The organism is Agrobacterium sp. InxBP2, from assembly GCF_026191755.1.
Lineage (GTDB): Bacteria > Pseudomonadota > Alphaproteobacteria > Rhizobiales > Rhizobiaceae > Agrobacterium > Agrobacterium pusense.
Map to the genome: position 1 here is coordinate 254,865 of NZ_JAINDY010000030.1, position 19,261 is coordinate 274,125.

Genomic DNA, 19,261 nt, shown 5'->3' on the forward strand with positions numbered 1-19,261 from the left:
GGTTCATGCCTCCAGGCAGGTTTCTACGAATTTTTTAAACGCACGGGCACGGTGCGATAGCGCAAAGCTGTCGCCATGTTTCCAGCCGTGTTTTTCGTCCGCGGTCATCTCACCGAATGTGGTGTCGTAACCCTCGGGTTTGAAGATCGGATCATAGCCAAATCCGCTCGTTCCGCGCGGTGGCCAGACGACAGTGCCTTCCACCTCGCCACGGAAATACTCGACATGACCGTCGGGCCAGGCCAGGCACAGCACGCTGACAAAGCGGGCCGTGCGATCTTCCGGTTTCGATGCGCCGTGCTCGGCCAGTGCATCTTCAACTTTCCGCATCGCCATGGCGAAGTCGCGTGTGCCGTCAGCCGTCTCCGCCCAATTGGCGGTGTAGACACCGGGCGCACCGTCAAGCGCGTCGATAACCAGACCGGAATCGTCGGACAAAGCCGGAAGACCGGATGCCTTAGCAGAGGCAAGCGCCTTGATGGCGGCATTTTCTTCGAAGGTCGTACCTGTCTCGTCCGGCTCTTCGAAGTTGAGCTCAGCCGCCGACTTGGCGGAAAAGCCGAAAGGGCCGATCAGATCGGCAATTTCGGCAATCTTGCCTTTGTTGTGGCTGGCGACGACGATGGTTCTGGTATCGAGCTTGCGCATCACGCTTTCCTGTCGGCTCAGGCGATGGCCTGTTTCTGAAGGGCGACCAATTCGCTGCAGCCGGCTTTGGCCAGGCCGAGCAGCGTCAGGAATTCTTCTTCGGAGAAGGGCGCGCCTTCAGCAGTACCCTGAACCTCGACGATGCCGCCCGAGCCGGTGATGACGAAATTCGCATCGGTCTCGGCGGAGGAATCTTCGAGATAGTCGAGATCGATAACCGGCTGGTTGGCGAATATACCGCAGGAGATCGCCGCGATATGATCCTTCAGGACTTTCTCGACCTTGATCATGTTGCGGGTTTCCATCCACTTCAGGCAATCGTGCAGCGCGATCCACGCGCCGGTAATGGAGGCGGTGCGGGTACCGCCATCGGCCTGGATGACGTCGCAGTCGATGCTGATCTGGCGTTCGCCGAGCGCCTGCAGGTCAACGACGGCGCGCAGCGAGCGGCCGATGAGGCGCTGGATTTCCTGCGTACGGCCGCCCTGCTTGCCGGAAGCAGCTTCGCGCTTCATGCGTTCATGGGTGGAGCGCGGCAGCATGCCATATTCTGCGGTAACCCAGCCCTTGCCGCTGTTGCGCAGCCACGGCGGCGTCTTTTCTTCGAGGCTTGCGGTGACGAGCACATGCGTGTCGCCGAATTTCACGAGACAGGAGCCTTCGGCATGTTTCGAGAAATTGCGCTCGAAGGAAACCCTGCGCATCTGGTCGGTTTTTCTGCCTGAAGGCCGCATATGATCCACTCTCCATGTTGGTCCCTGCCTTCTAAGGCGAGGTCCTGGCTTTTGCAAAGCCAATTTCCATTTTGCCGCGGCCGCGCGACGCATTATATTGATGACAGACAGGATATGGACGACAAAGAACGGACGAATGGGCTTTTCTGCACCGCTTTCAAAAGATCAGGCATCGCTTCTCGATGAACGGTCGCGGGAAATTTTCCGGCGCATCGTCGAAGGTTATCTCGATACCGGCGAACCGTTGGGCTCACGCAGCCTGTCGCGGCTGCTGCCGATGTCGCTTTCACCGGCCTCCGTCCGGAACGTCATGAGCGATCTGGAGGAACTGGGCCTCATCTATTCCCCTCACATCAGCGCGGGGCGCCTTCCCACCCAGACCGGGTTGCGCTTTTTCGTCGATGCCTTCATGCAGGTAGGCGATCTGCCGGCGGAGGAACGCGCAAGCATCGATCGTCAGATCGGGCCGGTCGCCGGTCACGAGCAATCGCTGGAAGGGCTGCTGACGGAGGCGAGCCGCATGTTGTCCGGGATGTCGCGGGGCGCAGGCCTGGTGCTGACGGCCAAGAACGATGTGGTGCTCAAGCATGTCGAATTCATCAGGCTGGAACCGACCAAGGCGCTCGCCGTGCTGGTGGGTGATCATAATCAGGTCGAAAATCGCATCATCGAGTTACCGACTGGCATTTCTTCGTCACAGTTGACCGAGGCTGCGAATTTCATCAATGCCCATCTGTCCGGCCAGACGCTGCAGGAATTGCGCGGCCAGTTCCAGAAGCAGCAGGCGGAGCTGCAGTCCGAACTCGGCAAGCTGGCACAGGATCTCATCGAACGCGGTCTGGCTGTCTGGGCGGGCGATAGCGAGGACGGCAAGCTTGGTCGTCTCATCGTTCGCGGGCGGTCCAATCTGCTGGAGGGACTGGCCGGCGAGGAAGACATCGATCGTGTTCGCCTGCTCTTTGACGATCTGGAGCGTAAGGAAAACCTCATTGAAATCCTCAACCTCGCGGAAAGTGGGTCGGGAGTGAGGATTTTTATCGGTTCGGAAAACAAGCTCTTTTCGCTGTCGGGTTCCTCGCTCATCGTCGCGCCGTATCGTGACGAGGACAATCGTGTCGTTGGTGCGGTCGGCGTCATCGGGCCCACCAGGCTGAATTATGCCCGTATCGTGCCCATGGTGGATTACACCGCGCAGATCATGGCCCGCCTTTCCCGCAAACAGAGATAGACAAGCCGGCAAGGAAGGAGAATGCGGCAAGCTTTTCGCCGCAAGCCTTGATTTTTGCCCGCCAAAGCTCGATATCGGGCGCAACCACTAACAGTCTAATCTGGAGAACGTCATGACCGACGATACAAAAAAGCCCGGACCTGACGCGGACGTCGCGGAAGAGTTTGTCGAACCTGTTCAGGCAGGCGAAGAACAGGCTGAAACGGCGGAGCCTGATCCGGTCGAAGCGCTCAAGGCGGAAAATGCCGACCTGCGCGACAAGTTCCTGCGCCTTGCCGCGGAAATGGACAATCTTCGTCGTCGCACGGAACGCGACGTAAAAGATGCCAAGACCTATTCCATGGCCGCTTTTGCCCGCGACATGCTGGCGGTTTCAGACAATCTTCGCCGCGCTCTCGAGGCCATTCCCGCTGAGCTCAAGACCAATGGCGAAGCCGGTCTGAACGGCTTGATTGAAGGTGTCGAAATGACCGAGCGCTCGATGCTGTCGACGCTGGAACGCCATGGCGTGAAGAAGATCGATGCCGAAGGCCAGAAGTTCGACCCGAATTTCCATCAGGCCATGTTTGAAATTCCCAACACGACGGTTCCCAACAATACCGTATTGCAGGTAATTCAGGCCGGTTTCACCATTGGCGACCGCGTTCTGCGCCCCGCCATGGTCGGTGTCTCCAAGGGCGGCCCGAAGGCGGAAACCGCTGCCTCGGCCGAACCGGGCACCGCGTCGGTCAATGAAAAAGACGCTTGAGGCCATCTGTGCCGACGTAACGAAAAACGCGCCTTCAGGGCGCGTTTTTTATTACCATTAACTGGGAAAGGAAGGCCTGCCGTCAGGCAGCCGTTGCCTGTTCCTGATTAAGGAAGGCGTAGATCGCCGTATCGGAATCTGTAGCCCGCAGCTTGGCCACCAGTTCAGGGTCGCGCAGGGCACGCGCAATGCGTGAAAGTGCCTTCAGATGGTCGGCGCCGGCACCTTCTGGCGCCAGCAGCAGGAAAACCAGATCAACAGGCTGATCGTCCAGCGCTTCGAAATCGACCGGCGTTTCAAGACGTGCGAAAACACCGGTGATCTGCTGGATGCTGTTGAGCTTGCCATGGGGAATGGCAATGCCGTGCCCCACACCGGTGGAACCGAGCTTTTCACGCTGGAGGATGACGTCGAACACTTCCCGTTCCGAGACTCCGGTAATTCTGGCTGCCTTTGCGGCCAGCTCCTGAAGCAGCTGCTTTTTGGAATTCACCTTGAGGGCGGGAATAATCGCATCTTGTTGCAGCAAATCTGCCAACGCCATTCTCTTTTTCCTTCATGCCATCGAGACGAGGCGGAAGGCAGATGCACTTTCGCGTTCTGCCTTCCACGTCTTGTCAGACTGTTCAGCTCTTGATCGTTTCCGCGTCGATCCAGCCAATATTGCCGTCGTGACGCCGGTAGACGATGTTGAGATATTCCTTGCCCGGGCTGCGGAACAGCAGAACCGGTTCGTCGGTCATGTCGAGCGCCATCACGGCACTGGCAACAGACATGGTCTTAATCTGTTTCGAACTCTCGGCCACAATGGTGGGTGCGTAATCTTCGGGGACCTCGTGGTCCTCATCGGGAATAGCATCCATCACCGTATAGGCGATTTCCTGCGACACGCCGTTCGCACCATTGTGATGGTCCTTGAGCTTGCGCTTGTAGCGACGCAGGCGCTTTTCGATCCGCTCGGCGGCGGCATCGAAGCTCGCTTGCGGATCATTCGCCTGACCCGCCGCATGCAATACAACGCCCGTATCGAGATGCAGCTTGCAATCGGCCGCAAAACGCGATCCGGACTTCTCTACGGTCACTTGGCCTGAATACCCCCCATCGAAGTATTTGGTAACCGCCAGACCTATATTGTCCTCAATCCGCTGACGGAAAGATTCACCGATCTCCATATGTTTACCAGATACACGCACACTCATGGAAATTTTCCTTTTTGTAGTGATTTGCGAGTACCAGCTTACGTCAAGCCGCGCGCGCATCCAAGCGTTTCGAAGACCTTAAAAAGCCCTCATTCGAATTTTACGCCCATGGACGGTGGAGATGAATCCGTTACAAATGACCTTGCTTACGTGTGCGGCGGGCTTCTAGCCCTTGCCGCGACAAGAGTCAATGGTGCGGCAAAAAACCGCCATAAACGTGATCGGGTTCATCGCTCAGAAGGCGGACAACCTGGCAAGAGCCTTCTTTTCCCGGCGTCTCTGCACGGAGGAGGGGATGTTCATCGCCTCCCGATATTTGGCGACGGTGCGGCGGGCGAGATCGATACCGTTCTTCTTTAGATTGTCTACGATATCGTCGTCGGAAAGCACCGCATCAGCCGCTTCCTGCGCAATCATGGCCTTGATGCGGTGACGAACTGCTTCCGCTGAGTGGCTGTCACCGCCTTCCACAGCGCTGATCGATACGCTGAAGAAATATTTGAGCTCGAACAGCCCGCGTGGCGTCAGCATGTATTTCTTTGATGTCACGCGGCTGACGGTGGATTCGTGCATCTTGATGGCGTCCGCAACCGTCTTCAGGTTCAGCGGCCGCAGGTGATCCACGCCATTGAGGAGAAAGGCATCCTGCTGACGCACGATCTCCGTCGCAACCTTCATGATCGTCCGGGCGCGCTGGTCGAGGCTGCGGGTCAGCCAATGGGCGGTCTGCATGCATTCAGCCAGAAAGTCCTGGTCCTCTCCTGCGCGAGCCTTGTGTTTCGAGACTTCGGCGAAATAGCTCTGGTTGATGAGCACGCGTGGCAGGGTCTCGGGATTGATTTCCACCAGCCAGCCGCCGGAAGAGGAGGGACGAACGATGATGTCGGGAACGATGGTCTCCGAAACCGCTGAATCGTAGCCTGCACCGGGGCGTGGATTGAGCGTGCGGATTTCCGCCAGCATGTCGAGCAGGTCTTCCTCATCGACCCCACAGAGTTTCTTTAAGGAGGCGAAATCCCGCTTCGCCAGAAGCTCGAGATTGTCGATGAAAGCCCGCATGGCCGGGTCGAGCCGGTCCTTCTGCGCGAGCTGGATCGCCAGACACTCGCTCAGTGAACGTGAAAATACGCCGGGAGGATCGAAGCCCTGGAGTGTCTTCAAGACCCGCTCGACAGTCGAAGGAGCCGCTCCCAGCCGCTCGGCGACCTCGTCGACAGCGTCTGCGGCGATATAGCCGGTCTCATCGAGTTGGCCGATAAGCACATCGGCGATCATCCTGTCTTCGGGGGAAGAGATGGAGAGCGGCAATTGCTGACTGAGATGGTCGCCCAGGCTCTGTTTTGCAGCGACGAAGTCATCGAGATCGTAACTTTCGCCGGATTCCTGCCCCGGCATCGATTTCCACTGGCTCGCCAGTTCGGGCGCATCGGCCTTTCTCGGCTCGCCATCGTCGGGAAAGACGTTTTCGAAGCTCGTGTCGAGTTGCTCGCCAAGATTGGCGGCGCGATCCCCGTACCAGTCTTCACTATCCGCGGTCACGCTGGGGGATTTTCCCGCGCCGTCACCATCGCTGTCGCCGAAATTGTCGGCTTCCGCCGGCATGTCATTGCTCAAATCGCCATCGTTTGCCGCAATTTCCAGCAGCGGATTACGTTCCACCTCCTGCGCGATAAACTGCGTCAACTCAAAATGCGTCATCTGAAGCAGCTGGATGGACTGCATCAGTTGCGGTGTCATCACGAGAGACTGGTTTTGACGCAGCAAAAGGCTGGCAGACAATGCCATGGCGAACGCGAAACTCCCTTTACAGCTTCTCCGTCGCCAGATTTTCCAGAAATTTTACCGAGACGACAGAACTTGGCCCAAAAATTGCTTTTTTATTTTGTTTGGTCAAGCGTCAGGGCAGGGCGCGATGAAAAATCTTTCGCGCCCTACAGCTTACAGGCTGAAATTATTGCCGAGATAGAGGCGACGCACATCCGGATTGTTGACGATATCGTCGGGACGTCCATGCGTCAGCACCTCGCCTGCATGGATGATGTAAGCGCGGTCGATGAGGCCAAGCGTTTCTCGGACATTATGATCAGTGACGAGAACGCCGATGCCGCGCGCTGTCAGATGCCTTACCAGATTCTGGATGTCGCTGACCGAAATCGGATCGACGCCTGCGAAGGGCTCGTCGAGCAGCATGAAGGTCGGATCTGTCGCAAGCGCGCGTGCGATTTCCAGACGGCGGCGCTCGCCACCCGAAAGCGCCACGGCGGGCGACTTGCGCAGTTGCGCGATATGGAATTCTTCCAGCAGCTCATCGAGCTTGCGGTTGCGCTTGGCTGCGTCCGGCTCATGCACTTCCAGCACGGCGCGGATGTTCTCCTCCACGGTCAACCCGCGGAAGATCGAGGCTTCCTGCGGCAGATAACCGACGCCTAGACGCGCGCGCCGATACATCGGCATGGTGGTGACATCGTTTCCGTTGATGGCGATCTTGCCGGTATCGACCGGAACCAGGCCCGTGATCATATAAAAACAGGTGGTTTTGCCGGCGCCGTTCGGCCCGAGCAGGCCCACAGCCTCGCCGCGACGAACGACCAGCGAAACACCGTTGACCACGCGACGCGTATTATAGGTCTTGGTCAAACCATGCGCGATCAGCGTGCCCTGATAGGGGGTCTTGTCCGCCGGTGAGGCGGAGTCCGCGGATCGGTGGCGCCCGCCGCCGAATATTTTTGAGATCGAGGGTATCTTCACGAGGAAAGACTACTGTTTCTTCTGCGATTTCGGATCGAGCATGATCCGGACAGGACCGCCGCAGCTTTCGAGCTTGGCCTGTCCCGTATTCATCAGAACAGTGAGCTTGCAGCCGGTGAAGACATTGGTACCTTCGGACAGCACGACCTGCTTGCCCGTCAGAATGAAGGTCTGCGCCGCCATGTCGAATTCGCCGTGATCGGCCGTCGCCTTCTGGGTCTCGGACGTCAGATAGACATTATTGTCCACGAAGATTTTTTCGATGTTGGCGTCGCCACTGGTGAGCGAGGAACCCTCGCCCTTGTAATTCACCGTCATCTTGCCGGCCTGCAGGGTGGTCGTTCCCTGCACAACCTTCACGTTGCCGGTAAAATATGCCTTGCGCTCCTGATCGCGAATCTCGAGCTGGTCACTTTCAATCGCAATCGGCTGATCGCCGGAAAGCTTGACGCCCTGCATGTTGCTGGTGGTGTTCTGGGCGAAAGCCACAGTTGCAAGACACGAAAAAACAAGACCTGCGGCTGTTAAGCCTGCGGATTTGCCAAGGAAAACGGGACGGGAAATTTGCATCATCTGGACCGGGCTCTCACTTGCCTTCATTTTTGATATTGGATGCAGCGATACGTGCCCGTACCTGCCCCGAAAATGTAATTGTCTTGCCATTATCGGCGATGTCAATCGATTGCGCAACAATCGAGCCGTCGTTTGTTTTGATTGAAACCGGCTGCTGGCTGCTCATTTTCCCGGCCTTCAGATCGACTTCCGCAGACTGGAATTTCGCTTGTATGCCATTGCTGAGATTGATGTCAAAAGGGGCGGTCATCTTTAGTTTGTTCGTGGCGCGGTCGAAAATGCCTTCCTGGGCGATCACCTGCGCGACACTGTCGTTTACCGGAACCGCCGCCAGAACCTTTTCGAGCGTCATCAGATTGGGGTTGGCAATGTCCTGCAACGCGCGGTCGGCGTTCATGGAGTAATCGATTCCCTTCTCGTTGCGGCCCGCAACGGCAGGTTTTTCCATCACGATCTTGCCGTCTTCTATCCTCGCGCTTTCGAGGGAGACTTCTTCAGGCGCCCAGGTTCGGATAACCGAGACAGCGATGAAGGCAAGCGAAACGATTGCCGCCCCGAGCGGCAGAATGATTTTCAGCCGTTTCACACGCGCTGAATGCCGGAGCGCACGCCCGTAAGCGCCGTTCTGGTCATTGGGCAGCGGAAATGCTGGCGCGGGTTCGCGGAGTCTTTCGAGCATAAGAGCGGGTCCGGAATGCTTCTCCGGCGCCTTTCAGGCGCACAATTGAAGCTTGTGTCTCTATCTAAATGTCTTTGGCACGAGTGCTTTGTCCTGCCAATATGGTTTTTGTCTGGAAAGGTGCAAGGGAAATGCGAATTTTATCGTAATTCTGGTTTCCTTATTGTTTCCTTGCGGCTTCGCGTTAGAAGAACCATATGGCCTGAAGCGCAAGAGCGGATGACAGAGGTTTTTATGGACAATATGGCGATAGCGGATCGCAGGCGGTTGCGCCGCAAGCTGACTTTCTGGCGGATTGCCGCCGTTCTTCTGCTCGTTGCCGGTTTCTTCGGCCTCTACCGTTTTTTCTGGGATGGACCGCAGCAGAGTGCGAAGCCCCATATTGCCCGCGTCGAGGTCTCTGGCCTGATCACCGACAATACCGAACTTCTCGAGCGGCTCGACAGGATCGCCAAGAGCGACAATGTCAAAGGACTGATCGTGTCGATTTCTTCGCCAGGCGGCACCACCTATGGCGGTGAGCGCATCTTTAAGGCCATTCGAGGGGTCGCAGAAAAGAAGCCGGTCGTTTCGGATGTGCGCACGCTCGCTGCCTCCGCAGGTTACATGATCGCATCGGCGGGCGATGTCATCGTTGCCGGCGAAACCTCGATCACCGGTTCGATCGGCGTGATCTTCCAATATCCCCAACTTGGCCAGTTGATGGACAAGCTCGGCGTCTCGTTGCAGGAAATCAAGTCGTCGCCGATGAAGGCGGAGCCTTCACCGTTCCACGAGGCGCCGGAAGAAGCAAAGACGATGATCCGCGCCATGGTAATGGACAGCTATGGCTGGTTTGTGGACCTTGTGGCAGATCGCCGCAAACTGCCACGCGAGGATGTGCTGAAACTGGCTGATGGATCGATCTATACCGGCCGTCAGGCTCTTGCCAACAGGCTGGTCGACACGCTCGGCGGCGAAAAGGAAATTCGCGCTTATTTCGAAACCCGCGGTGTGGCAAAGGATTTGCCGATTGTCGAATGGCGTGCGCCGTCCTCCAATTCGCCTTTCGCGCTTTTCAGTGTTGCGCAAATAGCGAAGTTTCTGGGATATGACGATTTAATTCCCTTCGCAGGGCCTGGCCAGCTCGGTACGGACAAGTTGTTTCTTGACGGTCTTGTTTCCGTTTGGCAGGTTGAGCCGCGTTAAAAATCCAATTCTTTCAGGGGGCAACCGTGATCAAATCTGAACTGGTGCAGATCGTTGCTGCGCGTAACCCGCACCTTTATCACCGTGACGTGGAAAACATCGTCAATGCGGTGCTGGATGAAATCACCGACGCTCTGGCGGCAGGCAATCGTGTTGAGCTCCGCGGTTTTGGCGCGTTTTCGGTGAAAAACCGTCCGTCGCGCTCGGGCCGGAACCCGCGCACGGGTGAATCGGTTTTCGTCGAGGAAAAATGGGTGCCCTTCTTCAAGACGGGTAAGGAACTGCGTGAACGCCTGAACCCCGGAATGGGTGACGAAGAGGACGATTGATCGTTCTTGACGCCGGCGACTGAAACGGAGCCGGCCTTCCTCGCGGCGATGGAGTATTTTCGGATGTCAAAAAAAATCATCAACCTCATCATCCTGCTTCCGCTGGCGATCATCCTCGTCATCCTGTGTGTCGCCAATCGTCAGTCCGTGACGTTGGCGCTCAACCCCTTCCGACCGGAAGACGGCGTTCTGTCCTTCACCGCGCCATTTTTCGTTTTCCTGTTTCTGGCGGTCATTTTTGGTGTGCTGCTGGGGTCTGCGGCCACCTGGTTCGCTCAGGGCAAACATCGCAAACGCGCCCGTATCGAGGCGAAGGAAGCCGTTCGCTGGCACGACGAGGCCAACCGTCAAAAGGCTGCCGCGGCTGGCCAGCTTCCACAGGCGGGACAACTCCCGGCAAAGTGATGGCGCCAGCATTGGTCCCGGCTCTAGTCGAGCGGCCTACGGAATGTTATTTGCTGGCGCGATAAGACGCGGGCAAAAGCGGAAAGATTTCCATTGAAGAAAAAAGACAGCCGGCCGGGCAATCGCGCGCGAGCCGGAAACGAGAAAAAACAGGCTCATGCCGTAAAGCCGGCGCGCCGCGCGGATGCCGCGCCGAAAAAGCGCGAGCCGGATGCGGTGCGCAGCGTGCAGAAGGCCGCACCGAAGGAAAAAACCGTTGTAGCCGCCGCTATCGAACAGGTTCCTGCGCGCGCACTGATGCAGCGCACCGGCGCACTGCCTGCGGAACAGGTTCCCGTCATTCTGGAATCGAGCGGCGCCGGTGATTTTCACCTCATCGATAGCGGCAACGGCCTGAAGCTCGAGCAATATGGCGACTATCGCATCGTCCGTCCCGAGGCGCAGGCGCTCTGGAGACCGTCGATCCCCGACCGCGTATGGCAGAATGCCGATGCCGTCTTTACCGGCGATACGGACGAGGACGGCATGGGCCGCTGGCGGTTTCCCAAGGAAGCGCTCGGAGAAACCTGGCCCCTGTCGCTCTTGGGCGTCGATTTTCTTGGTCGCTTCACGGCTTTCCGGCATGTTGGCGTCTTTCCCGAGCAGATCGTTCATTGGGAGTGGCTGAAACATTCCATCGAGAAGGCTGACCGGCCGCTGAAGGTGCTCAATCTGTTCGGTTATACAGGCGTCGCCTCGCTGGTTGCGGCGGCTGCGGGCGCTGAAGTCACCCACGTCGATGCCTCCAAGAAGGCGATCGGCTGGGCCAAGGAAAATCAGGCCCTTGCCCGGCTCGAGCACGCGCCGATCCGCTGGATCTGCGAAGACGCCATGAAGTTCATCCAGCGTGAGGAACGCCGCGGCAACAGCTACGATATCATCCTCACCGACCCGCCGAAGTTCGGCCGCGGGACCCACGGCGAGGTCTGGCAATTGTTCGACCATCTGCCTCTGATGCTGGACATCTGCCGGGAAATCCTGTCGCCCAAGGCGCTCGGCCTGGTGCTGACAGCCTATTCGATCAGGGCGAGCTTCTATTCAATGCATGAGCTGATGCGTGAAACCATGCGCGGCGCCGGTGGCGTCGTCACGTCCGGCGAACTTGTCATCCGTGAAGCCGGGCTGGACGGCAAGACGCCGGGCCGCGTGCTTTCCACATCGCTGTTCAGCCGCTGGGAGCCGAAATGAAGGATATGCGCGAAAATACAACGCGCCGGGTTGGTCAGGTCAAGGAAGTGACCAGCCTCGCCAATCCCATCATCAAGGACATTAAGGCGCTCACCCAGAAAAAGGGCAGGGAGGAGACCGGCACTTTCATGGCGGAAGGCCTGAAGCTGGTCATCGATGCCCTCGAACTCGGCTGGACGATAAAGACGCTGGTTTACGCCAAGGCCGCCAAGGGCAAGCCGCTGGTGGAGCAGGCGGCGGTGAAGACGGTCGCATCCGGCGGGCTGGTGCTCGAAGTCAGCGAAAAGGTCATCGCCTCGATCACCCGCCGCGACAATCCGCAAATGGTCGTCGGCATTTTCGAGCAGAAATGGAAGCCGCTGAAGGATATCCGGCCGGAAAAGGGCGAGACCTATATCGCACTCGACCGGGTTCGTGATCCCGGCAATCTCGGCACCATCATCCGCACAGCGGACGCGGCTGGTGCCTCGGGGGTCATTCTGGTCGGGGACTGCACGGACCCATTTTCGCTGGAAACGGTACGCGCCACCATGGGTTCGGTCTTCGCCACGCCCGTTGCGCGCGCCTCGGTCGAGGAATTCCTGTCCTGGAAAAAATCGGCACATGTCAGCGTCGTCGCCACCCATCTTGCCGGTTCTGTGGATTATCGAAAGATCGATTATGCCGGCAAGCCGGTCGTGATCCTGATGGGCAATGAACAATCCGGCCTTCCGCCGGAGCTTGCCGGCAAGGCCGACCAGCTGGCGCGCATTCCCCAGCAGGGTCGCGCAGACAGCCTTAATCTCGCCATCGCAACCGCCGTCATGCTGTTCGAAGCACGGCGACATCTCCTCGAACTCGCACCGGTGACGTAATGGCCAAGGCGGCATTGTTCTCGAAATTCGGCCCGGCCTTTGCCCTGATCGTCGCCGCGCTGGTGCTGGATCAAATCGTCAAGCAGCTGGTCGAGGCCTATCTGCCGCTGCAGGAGATGGTGCCTGTCGCGCCGTTTCTGGCGCTTTACCGCACCTACAATCTTGGTGTCGCCTTTTCCATGCTCGAAGACATGCACGGGTGGTTCATCGTCAGCATGCGGCTCGTCATCGTTGTCTTCGTTCTTTGGCTATGGCGCAAGACGGCTGCCGATCGCACCTTCGCCCATCTCGGTTTTGCCTTCATCATCGCCGGAGCAGCGGGTAATCTTCTCGACCGCTTCTTTTACGGGCACGTCATCGACTATATCCTGTTCCACACCCAGACATGGTCCTTCGCTGTTTTCAACCTTGCTGACAGTTTCATAACCATCGGTGCAGGCTGCGTCATTCTCGACGAGTTTTTGCACGCCCGGGCGGCTAAAAAGTAAAATTTTACCGTTTCGGCCAAACATATCAAAACCGCTGCCGTGGTAGCGGTTGCCTATGAGCGAACTGGCAAAACTTCGGCAAAAAGTCTCGGATGGCCTTGGCCTGGCTGCCACGGCGGTGCAGCCTGCGGATCGTCTCGATACGACGGCACGCCCTGCAGATGAAGGACATGCGACCGGTACCGGGTCGATTGCGCTCTATGTCGCCGTGTCGTTATCGGTGGGGGCTTTTTCCGCTGCCCTTATCGCGCTTGCAGTGCCTTATGCTGTCACTGTTGCGATGGCGATCTTCTTCGGCGCAGTGCTCGTCGGTGTCCTTTTCCATGCGCTCTTTGATGAGTCTTTGCATCGGCCCGGTGCCCTGGCTGCAGAAGCAGATCTCCGGCTGCGCCAGACGCAAAACCGGTCTCTGATTGCCGAAATGCAGGAGTTCATGGGCGATATAGTCGTGATCCGCGACATGAACCGGCGTATTGTCGAGGCGAATAGAGTGTTTCGCGAAATGACCGGCTGCACGGCCCCGGAAGGGTTGAGCTGCGAGGAAATCGGCATCGCTTTCCGCCCGGGCGAAAAGGTCCACGCTTATGATGTGGAGATCGCGACCCCGTTCGGCCAGCGCATCTTCTCCTGGCATGATGTCGTGACCCGCGATCTGGCAAGCAGCCGTCTTCACATCAGCAGCATCGCCCGAGATGTGACTGAGGAGCGGCTTGCACTTGCCGAAAGGGAAGATGCCCGCCTGCGCGCCGAAAAGGCCGAGGCGGAAAAGGCGAGGCTGCTTGCCACGGTAAGTCATGAAATCCGCCTGCCGCTTTCCGGCATGCTCGGCATGAACCATCTTCTGTCGCAGACGAAACTCAGCGACGAGCAGCGCAACTATCTCGATGGCATGCGGCAATCCGGCCAGTCACTGGTGCAGCTGGTCGAGGATCTGCTGGATTATTCGACCATGGAGGCTGGCCGCTTCAGGCTCAATCCGCGCGCGGAGAACCTGCGGCGGCTGATTGAGAGTATCGTTGAGATGCTCGCCCATCGCGCCCATGAAAAAGGTATAGAGATTACATCCTTCGTTGCGCCTGAAGTACCCGATCATCTCGATTTCGATCCGGCGAGGCTGCGTCAGGTCCTCTTCAATCTCCTCGGCAATGCCGTCAAATTCACGCGGGAAGGCGGCGTCGTCATCCGGGCGCGCATGATCGGTGACGAATTGCACATCGCCGTCGAAGACACCGGCCCGGGCATGAGCCGGGCGGAACAGGCCCGTATTTTTGGGGAATTCGAACAGGCTGGCCCGTTGTCGCAGCGAAGCGCAGGCACGGGCCTTGGACTTGCGATCTCCGCCCGTATCGTGCGGGAATTCGGCGGCCGTCTCACGGTTTCCAGCCGCAAGGGCAAGGGTAGCACTTTCAGGCTGGCGTTTCGCCCGGGAGGCGCGCCTGCCGAAATGGCGGATCCGGCGCGGCGCCATTGCCTGCGACATACAAATGTCCTGCTCGTCGCACCAAGGGGTGTGGCGGCAGCGGTCACGATGGAGGCGATCGAGGCCTTCGGCGGGCAATGCACACTTATCCATCAGCCTGAAGATCTGGAAAAGCTGAGGAAGAGTTCCGCCATCGGGACCGCCCCCCTTACCGATGTCATCGTCGACCGGCGCATTTCGCCGTTGTTCAAAGATGCACTGAAGGATTGGCCGGACGGCAATGTCCGCCGCACGCTGCTCGTCAGCCCCGAAGAGCGGCCGTCGACAATGCATGTGGCCTTCGACGCGTGGTTGATCCGGCCGCTGCGGGAAAAATCCCTGATCGACGTATTGTGCGGTCGTCTGCGCGGCATAGAGCGACGGGACGCCATCAACGACAACCACCCGGATGTGGGATTTTCCTCGCGGGTGGTGGAGGGAGCGAGCGGTATCGAGATACTCGTGGCGGAAGACGATGCTGTTAATCAGCGCATCATCCGCGCCGTTCTGGAAAAAAGCGGCTATATCGTCCGCGCCGTCGGGGATTTTGCGGCGTTGCGGCAATCTCTGGAGCAGGGCGTATCCCGCTTGCCTGATCTCATAGTCTCCGACCTCAACATGCCGGGCGGCGACGGGCTCCAAGCGCTCCCTGACCTCCTCCATATGCTGCAGGGCGAAAGAAATATTCCTGTCATCGTGCTCAGCGGCGATACCAGTGACGCGACCGCCGAAATCCTGCTGAAGGCTGGTGTTGGCGCGATTCTGACGAAACCTGCCGACCCGCGACGGCTGGTTGAGGAAATCCGTCGTCTGCTGGAGGCGAAACGCCTGTCGCTATCGTAAATTGACAGACTCGCTCTGGCTGCATTTTGTCACTATTCTGTCGTTAAATAGTGATTTATGACAGGAAAATTCTTTGGTGGCGGAGCGATTCCCCATGGTTGCCGAAATCCTCAATCACGACATTTGTGAAAACAATGTTGTCATTACTCCTCGTCCGGAGACAGCTCAGGACAATGAGGGCCTTTTCGGTCGCATCGGCACGCTGGAAACCCGGCTTGCCAGAAATGAACGCGAGATTGATGCTGCGCAGTCCGTGCGGTACCGGGTGTTCGTCGAGGAGATGAAGGCAAGGCTTCCGGCAGAAGCGATGCGGCGCCAGCGCGACTTCGACGCCTGGGACAGTGTGTGTGACCATCTGCTCGTGCTCGACAAGTCGATCGAGGGTGACAGCGAAGATCAGATCGTCGGCACCTATCGCCTGCTGCGTCAGGAAGTCGCGCTCGCCAATAATGGCTTTTATTCCGCCAGCGAATTCGACATCGCCGGTCTCGTTGCGCGCCACCCGGGCAAGCGCTTCATGGAGCTTGGCCGCTCCTGCGTGCTGCCGGAATATCGTACCAAGCGCACCGTCGAGCTTCTGTGGCAGGGCAACTGGTCCTACGCCGTCAAACACCGGATGGACGCCATGATCGGCTGCGCCTCCTTCCCGGGTGTGCAGCCGGAAGCACATGCGCTCGCCTTGTCTTTCCTGCACCATAACTGCCTTGCGAAGGGGGAGTGGGAGGCGGTTGCTCTTCCTGAGCTCTACCATGAAATGGACCTCGTTCCGGCAGAAGCCCTGAACGCCCGCAAGGCGCTGAACGCCATGCCGCCTCTGATCAAGGGTTATATGCGCCTCGGCGCCATGTTCGGCTCCGGCGCAGTGGTAGACCACGCCTTCAACACGACCGACGTGCTGGTGGTGCTGCCGGTTTCGTCGATCGCCGGCCGATACATCAGCTATTATGGCGGCGAGACCGAACGTATCAACGGCTGAGCGGGTTCTGCGTAGCCGGAGGGGATGTTCCTGTGGGCAGCGGTGCCGTGCGTGTTGTCTTGGGGTAGCCATTCCCGTTAGTGTCAGCGCTCCTTTTCCGCAACACGATATGACATCGGCAGGCCATTGACGGACGTTCTGACAACCGCTTCCCTGATCTCGGAAGAGAGCCGTGCGACGGCCACTCCGATGATGGAGCAATATATCGAAATCAAGGCGAACAATCCCGGTTCGCTGCTGTTCTACCGCATGGGCGATTTTTACGAATTGTTCTTTGACGATGCGGTGGAAGCTTCCCGCGCTCTCGGTATCACGCTGACGAAACGTGGCCAGCATATGGGTCACGATATTCCCATGTGCGGCGTTCCCGTCCATGCTGCGGATGATTATCTCCAGAAGCTCATCATGCGCGGCTATCGCGTTGCCGTCTGCGAGCAGGTCGAAGACCCGGCCGAGGCGAAGAAGCGCGGATCGAAATCCGTGGTAAAACGCGATGTGGTGCGGCTTGTCACGCCTGGCACGCTCACCGAAGAAAAGCTGCTTTCGCCAACGGAATCCAACTATCTGATGGCGCTTGCTCGTATTCGCGGCAGTGCGGAGGCACAGTTCGCGCTTGCCTGGATTGATATTTCCACCGGCGTCTTCCGTCTGGCGGAAACGACGCTGACGCGGCTTCTTGCCGATATCTGGCGTATCGACCCGCGCGAGCTGATCGTTGCCGACAGCCTGTTCCACGACGAGGAATTGCGGCCGGTGTTCGATATGCTGGGCCGCGTGGCGGTGCCGCAGCCGGCCATTCTGTTCGACAGCGCTACGGCTGAAGGGCGGATCGCGCGTTACTTCAACGTCTCGACGCTCGATGGTTTCGGCACGTTTTCGCGCGTGGAAATGGCCGCTGCCGCTGCCGCCGTTGCCTATGTCGAAAAAACGCAGATCGCCGAGCGCCCGCCGCTCGGCGCGCCGGAACGCGAAAGTGCTGCCTCCACGCTCTTCATCGATCCCGCGACCCGTGCCAATCTGGAGCTGGTGAAGACGCTCTCGGGTGAGAGGGACGGCTCGTTGCTGCATGCGCTGAACCGCACGGTCACTGGCGGCGGTGCGCGGCTTCTCGCCGAGCGGCTGATGTCACCCTTGACCGATCCGGAGAGGATCAACGCCCGTCTCGACGCGGTTGCTTATCTGATTGACGATGTCTCCCTCTGCGACGATCTGCGCGATGCGCTGAAGCAGGTGGCCGATATGCCGCGCGCGCTTTCCCGCCTTGCGCTGGAGCGCGGCGGCCCGCGCGATCTCGGCGCGATCCGGCAGGGCTTGGCGTCGGCCGAGAGAATTGCCGCCATTCTCGATCAGGGGCTGTTGCCGGAGGAGCTTGCCTCAGCCCTTGCGGATCTGAAAGCCTTGCCGAGCGGGCTGGAAGCGATGCTCGGCTCGATGCTGGCCGACGATCTGCCGCTTCTGAAGCGCGATGGCGGCTTCCTGCGTGAGGGCGCCAATCCCGAACTCGATCAGGTGCGCGCGTTGCGTGACCAGTCGCGCCGGGTGATCGCCGGGCTGCAACTGCAATATGCCGAGGAGACCGGCATCAAGTCGCTCAAGATCAAGCATAACAATGTGCTTGGCTATTTCATCGAGGTGACGGCGGGCAATGCCGATGTGATGACGGCGACCGACGAGGCGAAGGCCCGCTTCATCCACCGCCAGACGATGGCCGGTGCCATGCGTTTCACCACCACCGAGCTTGCCGATCTCGAAAGCCGCATCGCCAATGCTGCTGCCGAAGCCCTGACCATGGAGCTGGAAGCCTTCGAACGGATGGTCAAGGCGGTGGTGCAGCAGGCCGACGCGATCAAGGCCGGCGCGCTGGCGCTAGCGGTCATCGATGTCGCCTCGAGCCTGGCCTATCTCGCAACCGAACAGGCCTATTGCCGGCCGATCGTCGACGCCTCCATGACCTTTTCGATCAAGGGTGGGCGTCACCCGGTTGTAGAACAGGCGCTGAGGCGGCAGTCAGCTGGGCCCTTCATCGCCAACAATTGCGATCTGTCGGCGGTCAATGGCGGCAAGAACGGCGCGATCTGGCTGCTCACCGGTCCCAACATGGGCGGTAAATCGACCTTCCTGCGCCAGAATGCGCTGATCGCCATCCTTGCGCAGATCGGTTCCTTCGTGCCGGCGGAAGCTGCCCATATCGGCGTTGTGGACCGGTTGTTCTCACGTGTCGGCGCGTCTGACGATCTGGCGCGTGGCCGCTCGACCTTCATGGTGGAGATGGTGGAAACTGCCGCCATCCTCAATCAGGCGACGGACCGCTCGCTGGTCATTCTGGACGAGATCGGCCGGGGTACGGCGACCTTCGACGGACTTTCCATCGCCTGGGCGTCGGTGGAGCACCTGCATGAGGTCAATCGCTGTCGTGGCCTCTTCGCGACGCATTTTCATGAGCTGACGGTGTTGTCGGAAAAACTTGGCCGCCTTTCCAATGCCACGATGCGGGTGAAGGAGTGGGAAGGTGACGTCATCTTCCTGCACGAAGTCGGACCGGGCGCTGCGGATCGTTCCTATGGCATTCAGGTCGCACGGCTTGCGGGCTTGCCGGCTTCGGTGGTGGAACGCGCCCGCGAGGTGCTGACGAAGCTCGAAGATGCCGACCGCAAGAACCCGGCAAGCCAGCTGATTGATGATCTCCCGCTGTTCCAGATCGCGGTTCGCCGCGAGGAAACGCGCAAGGCAGGACCATCAAAGGTGGAGGAAGCCCTGAAAAGCTTCAATCCGGACGAAATGACACCGCGTGAGGCATTGGACGCTCTCTATGCGTTGAAGAAAGAACTTGGCAAGGCTTGAAGGCATAGAGTGCCTGTCCATAGCCTCTGAAACTCTTTATAGGACACTCCCATCGCAAGCGGTGGGGTTTCCCACAGGACATGGATAACGGCAT

The 19,261-nt window shown here is 58.8% G+C and carries 19 protein-coding genes; 11 read left to right on the forward strand and 8 right to left on the reverse strand.

Annotated features, from left to right (window positions below; all coding sequences use genetic code 11):
- Nucleotides 1–3: 3 nt before the first annotated feature.
- Both rdgB and rph read right to left on the reverse strand, forming a co-directional pair.
- A complete protein-coding gene (rdgB, locus tag K7A42_RS16500; RefSeq protein ID WP_004439530.1) occupies nucleotides 4–648 on the reverse strand; it encodes an RdgB/HAM1 family non-canonical purine NTP pyrophosphatase in 645 nt (214 codons plus the stop codon).
- A 17-nt stretch (nucleotides 649–665) separates the two neighbouring features.
- On the reverse strand, nucleotides 666–1,382 hold the full coding sequence (gene rph, locus K7A42_RS16505) for a ribonuclease PH (protein ID WP_107339947.1): 717 nt from the start codon (nucleotides 1,380–1,382) through the stop codon (nucleotides 666–668).
- 136 nt (nucleotides 1,383–1,518) lie between these two features.
- Between rph and hrcA the strand changes: the two genes are divergently transcribed.
- Together hrcA and grpE are read left to right on the forward strand one after the other, a co-directional pair.
- Entirely contained in the window at nucleotides 1,519–2,610 is a 1,092-nt protein-coding gene (gene hrcA, locus K7A42_RS16510) for a heat-inducible transcriptional repressor HrcA (protein WP_004439533.1), read from the forward strand.
- Nucleotides 2,611–2,722: 112 nt separating this feature from the next.
- On the forward strand, nucleotides 2,723–3,358 hold the full coding sequence (gene grpE / locus K7A42_RS16515; RefSeq protein ID WP_022555501.1) for a nucleotide exchange factor GrpE: 636 nt from the start codon (nucleotides 2,723–2,725) through the stop codon (nucleotides 3,356–3,358).
- Between the two features lie 82 nt (nucleotides 3,359–3,440).
- Here grpE and ptsN read toward each other — a convergent pair whose 3' ends face one another.
- From ptsN to lptC, 6 genes are all read right to left on the reverse strand, one after another.
- Nucleotides 3,441–3,902: a PTS IIA-like nitrogen regulatory protein PtsN gene (gene ptsN / locus K7A42_RS16520; protein ID WP_004439537.1), complete on the reverse strand. Its 462-nt coding sequence runs from the start codon at nucleotides 3,900–3,902 to the stop codon at nucleotides 3,441–3,443.
- 82 nt (nucleotides 3,903–3,984) lie between these two features.
- On the reverse strand, nucleotides 3,985–4,557 hold the full coding sequence (gene hpf / locus K7A42_RS16525; protein ID WP_003520085.1) for a ribosome hibernation-promoting factor, HPF/YfiA family: 573 nt from the start codon (nucleotides 4,555–4,557) through the stop codon (nucleotides 3,985–3,987).
- Nucleotides 4,558–4,791: 234 nt separating this feature from the next.
- On the reverse strand, nucleotides 4,792–6,342 hold the full coding sequence (gene rpoN / locus K7A42_RS16530) for an RNA polymerase factor sigma-54 (protein ID WP_072493870.1): 1,551 nt from the start codon (nucleotides 6,340–6,342) through the stop codon (nucleotides 4,792–4,794).
- Nucleotides 6,343–6,495: 153 nt separating this feature from the next.
- Nucleotides 6,496–7,305 (reverse strand): LPS export ABC transporter ATP-binding protein, encoded by an 810-nt coding sequence (gene lptB, locus K7A42_RS16535; RefSeq protein WP_006698893.1) that lies wholly within the window; start codon nucleotides 7,303–7,305, stop codon nucleotides 6,496–6,498.
- Nucleotides 7,306–7,314: 9 nt separating this feature from the next.
- Nucleotides 7,315–7,878: an LptA/OstA family protein gene (locus tag K7A42_RS16540; RefSeq protein WP_004439544.1), complete on the reverse strand. Its 564-nt coding sequence runs from the start codon at nucleotides 7,876–7,878 to the stop codon at nucleotides 7,315–7,317.
- A 13-nt stretch (nucleotides 7,879–7,891) separates the two neighbouring features.
- The gene (gene lptC / locus K7A42_RS16545; protein WP_006698894.1) at nucleotides 7,892–8,557 is read right to left on the reverse strand and encodes an LPS export ABC transporter periplasmic protein LptC; all 666 of its coding nucleotides are present in this window, start codon (nucleotides 8,555–8,557) and stop codon (nucleotides 7,892–7,894) included.
- A 234-nt stretch (nucleotides 8,558–8,791) separates the two neighbouring features.
- Here lptC and sppA point away from each other — a divergent pair, with 234 nt between their 5' ends.
- The 9 genes from sppA (at nucleotide 8,792) to mutS (ending at nucleotide 19,167) form a co-directional block, all read left to right on the forward strand.
- A complete protein-coding gene (sppA, locus tag K7A42_RS16550; protein ID WP_037089595.1) occupies nucleotides 8,792–9,745 on the forward strand; it encodes a signal peptide peptidase SppA in 954 nt (317 codons plus the stop codon).
- A gap of 2 nt (nucleotides 9,746–9,747) precedes the next feature.
- The gene (locus tag K7A42_RS16555) at nucleotides 9,748–10,074 is read left to right on the forward strand and encodes an integration host factor subunit beta (protein WP_219256707.1); all 327 of its coding nucleotides are present in this window, start codon (nucleotides 9,748–9,750) and stop codon (nucleotides 10,072–10,074) included.
- A 63-nt stretch (nucleotides 10,075–10,137) separates the two neighbouring features.
- Nucleotides 10,138–10,479 (forward strand): LapA family protein, encoded by a 342-nt coding sequence (locus K7A42_RS16560; RefSeq protein ID WP_004439562.1) that lies wholly within the window; start codon nucleotides 10,138–10,140, stop codon nucleotides 10,477–10,479.
- A gap of 93 nt (nucleotides 10,480–10,572) precedes the next feature.
- The gene (locus K7A42_RS16565) at nucleotides 10,573–11,706 is read left to right on the forward strand and encodes a class I SAM-dependent methyltransferase (RefSeq protein ID WP_282455567.1); all 1,134 of its coding nucleotides are present in this window, start codon (nucleotides 10,573–10,575) and stop codon (nucleotides 11,704–11,706) included.
- Complete coding sequence (locus K7A42_RS16570; RefSeq protein WP_004439569.1) at nucleotides 11,703–12,560, forward strand: TrmH family RNA methyltransferase; 858 nt, start codon at nucleotides 11,703–11,705, stop codon at nucleotides 12,558–12,560. The genes K7A42_RS16565 and K7A42_RS16570 overlap by 4 nt, the downstream gene beginning before the upstream one ends.
- Nucleotides 12,560–13,048 carry a signal peptidase II gene (lspA, locus tag K7A42_RS16575; RefSeq protein WP_004439571.1) on the forward strand — a complete coding sequence of 163 codons (489 nt, stop codon included), beginning with the start codon at nucleotides 12,560–12,562 and terminating at the stop codon, nucleotides 13,046–13,048. The genes K7A42_RS16570 and lspA overlap by 1 nt, the downstream gene beginning before the upstream one ends.
- 55 nt (nucleotides 13,049–13,103) lie before the next feature.
- Nucleotides 13,104–15,350: a hybrid sensor histidine kinase/response regulator gene (locus K7A42_RS16580; RefSeq protein WP_282455568.1), complete on the forward strand. Its 2,247-nt coding sequence runs from the start codon at nucleotides 13,104–13,106 to the stop codon at nucleotides 15,348–15,350.
- 94 nt (nucleotides 15,351–15,444) lie between these two features.
- Nucleotides 15,445–16,326 (forward strand): GNAT family N-acetyltransferase, encoded by an 882-nt coding sequence (locus K7A42_RS16585; RefSeq protein ID WP_004439575.1) that lies wholly within the window; start codon nucleotides 15,445–15,447, stop codon nucleotides 16,324–16,326.
- Between the two features lie 189 nt (nucleotides 16,327–16,515).
- A complete protein-coding gene (mutS, locus tag K7A42_RS16590; RefSeq protein ID WP_282455629.1) occupies nucleotides 16,516–19,167 on the forward strand; it encodes a DNA mismatch repair protein MutS in 2,652 nt (883 codons plus the stop codon).
- Nucleotides 19,168–19,261 lie beyond the last annotated feature (94 nt).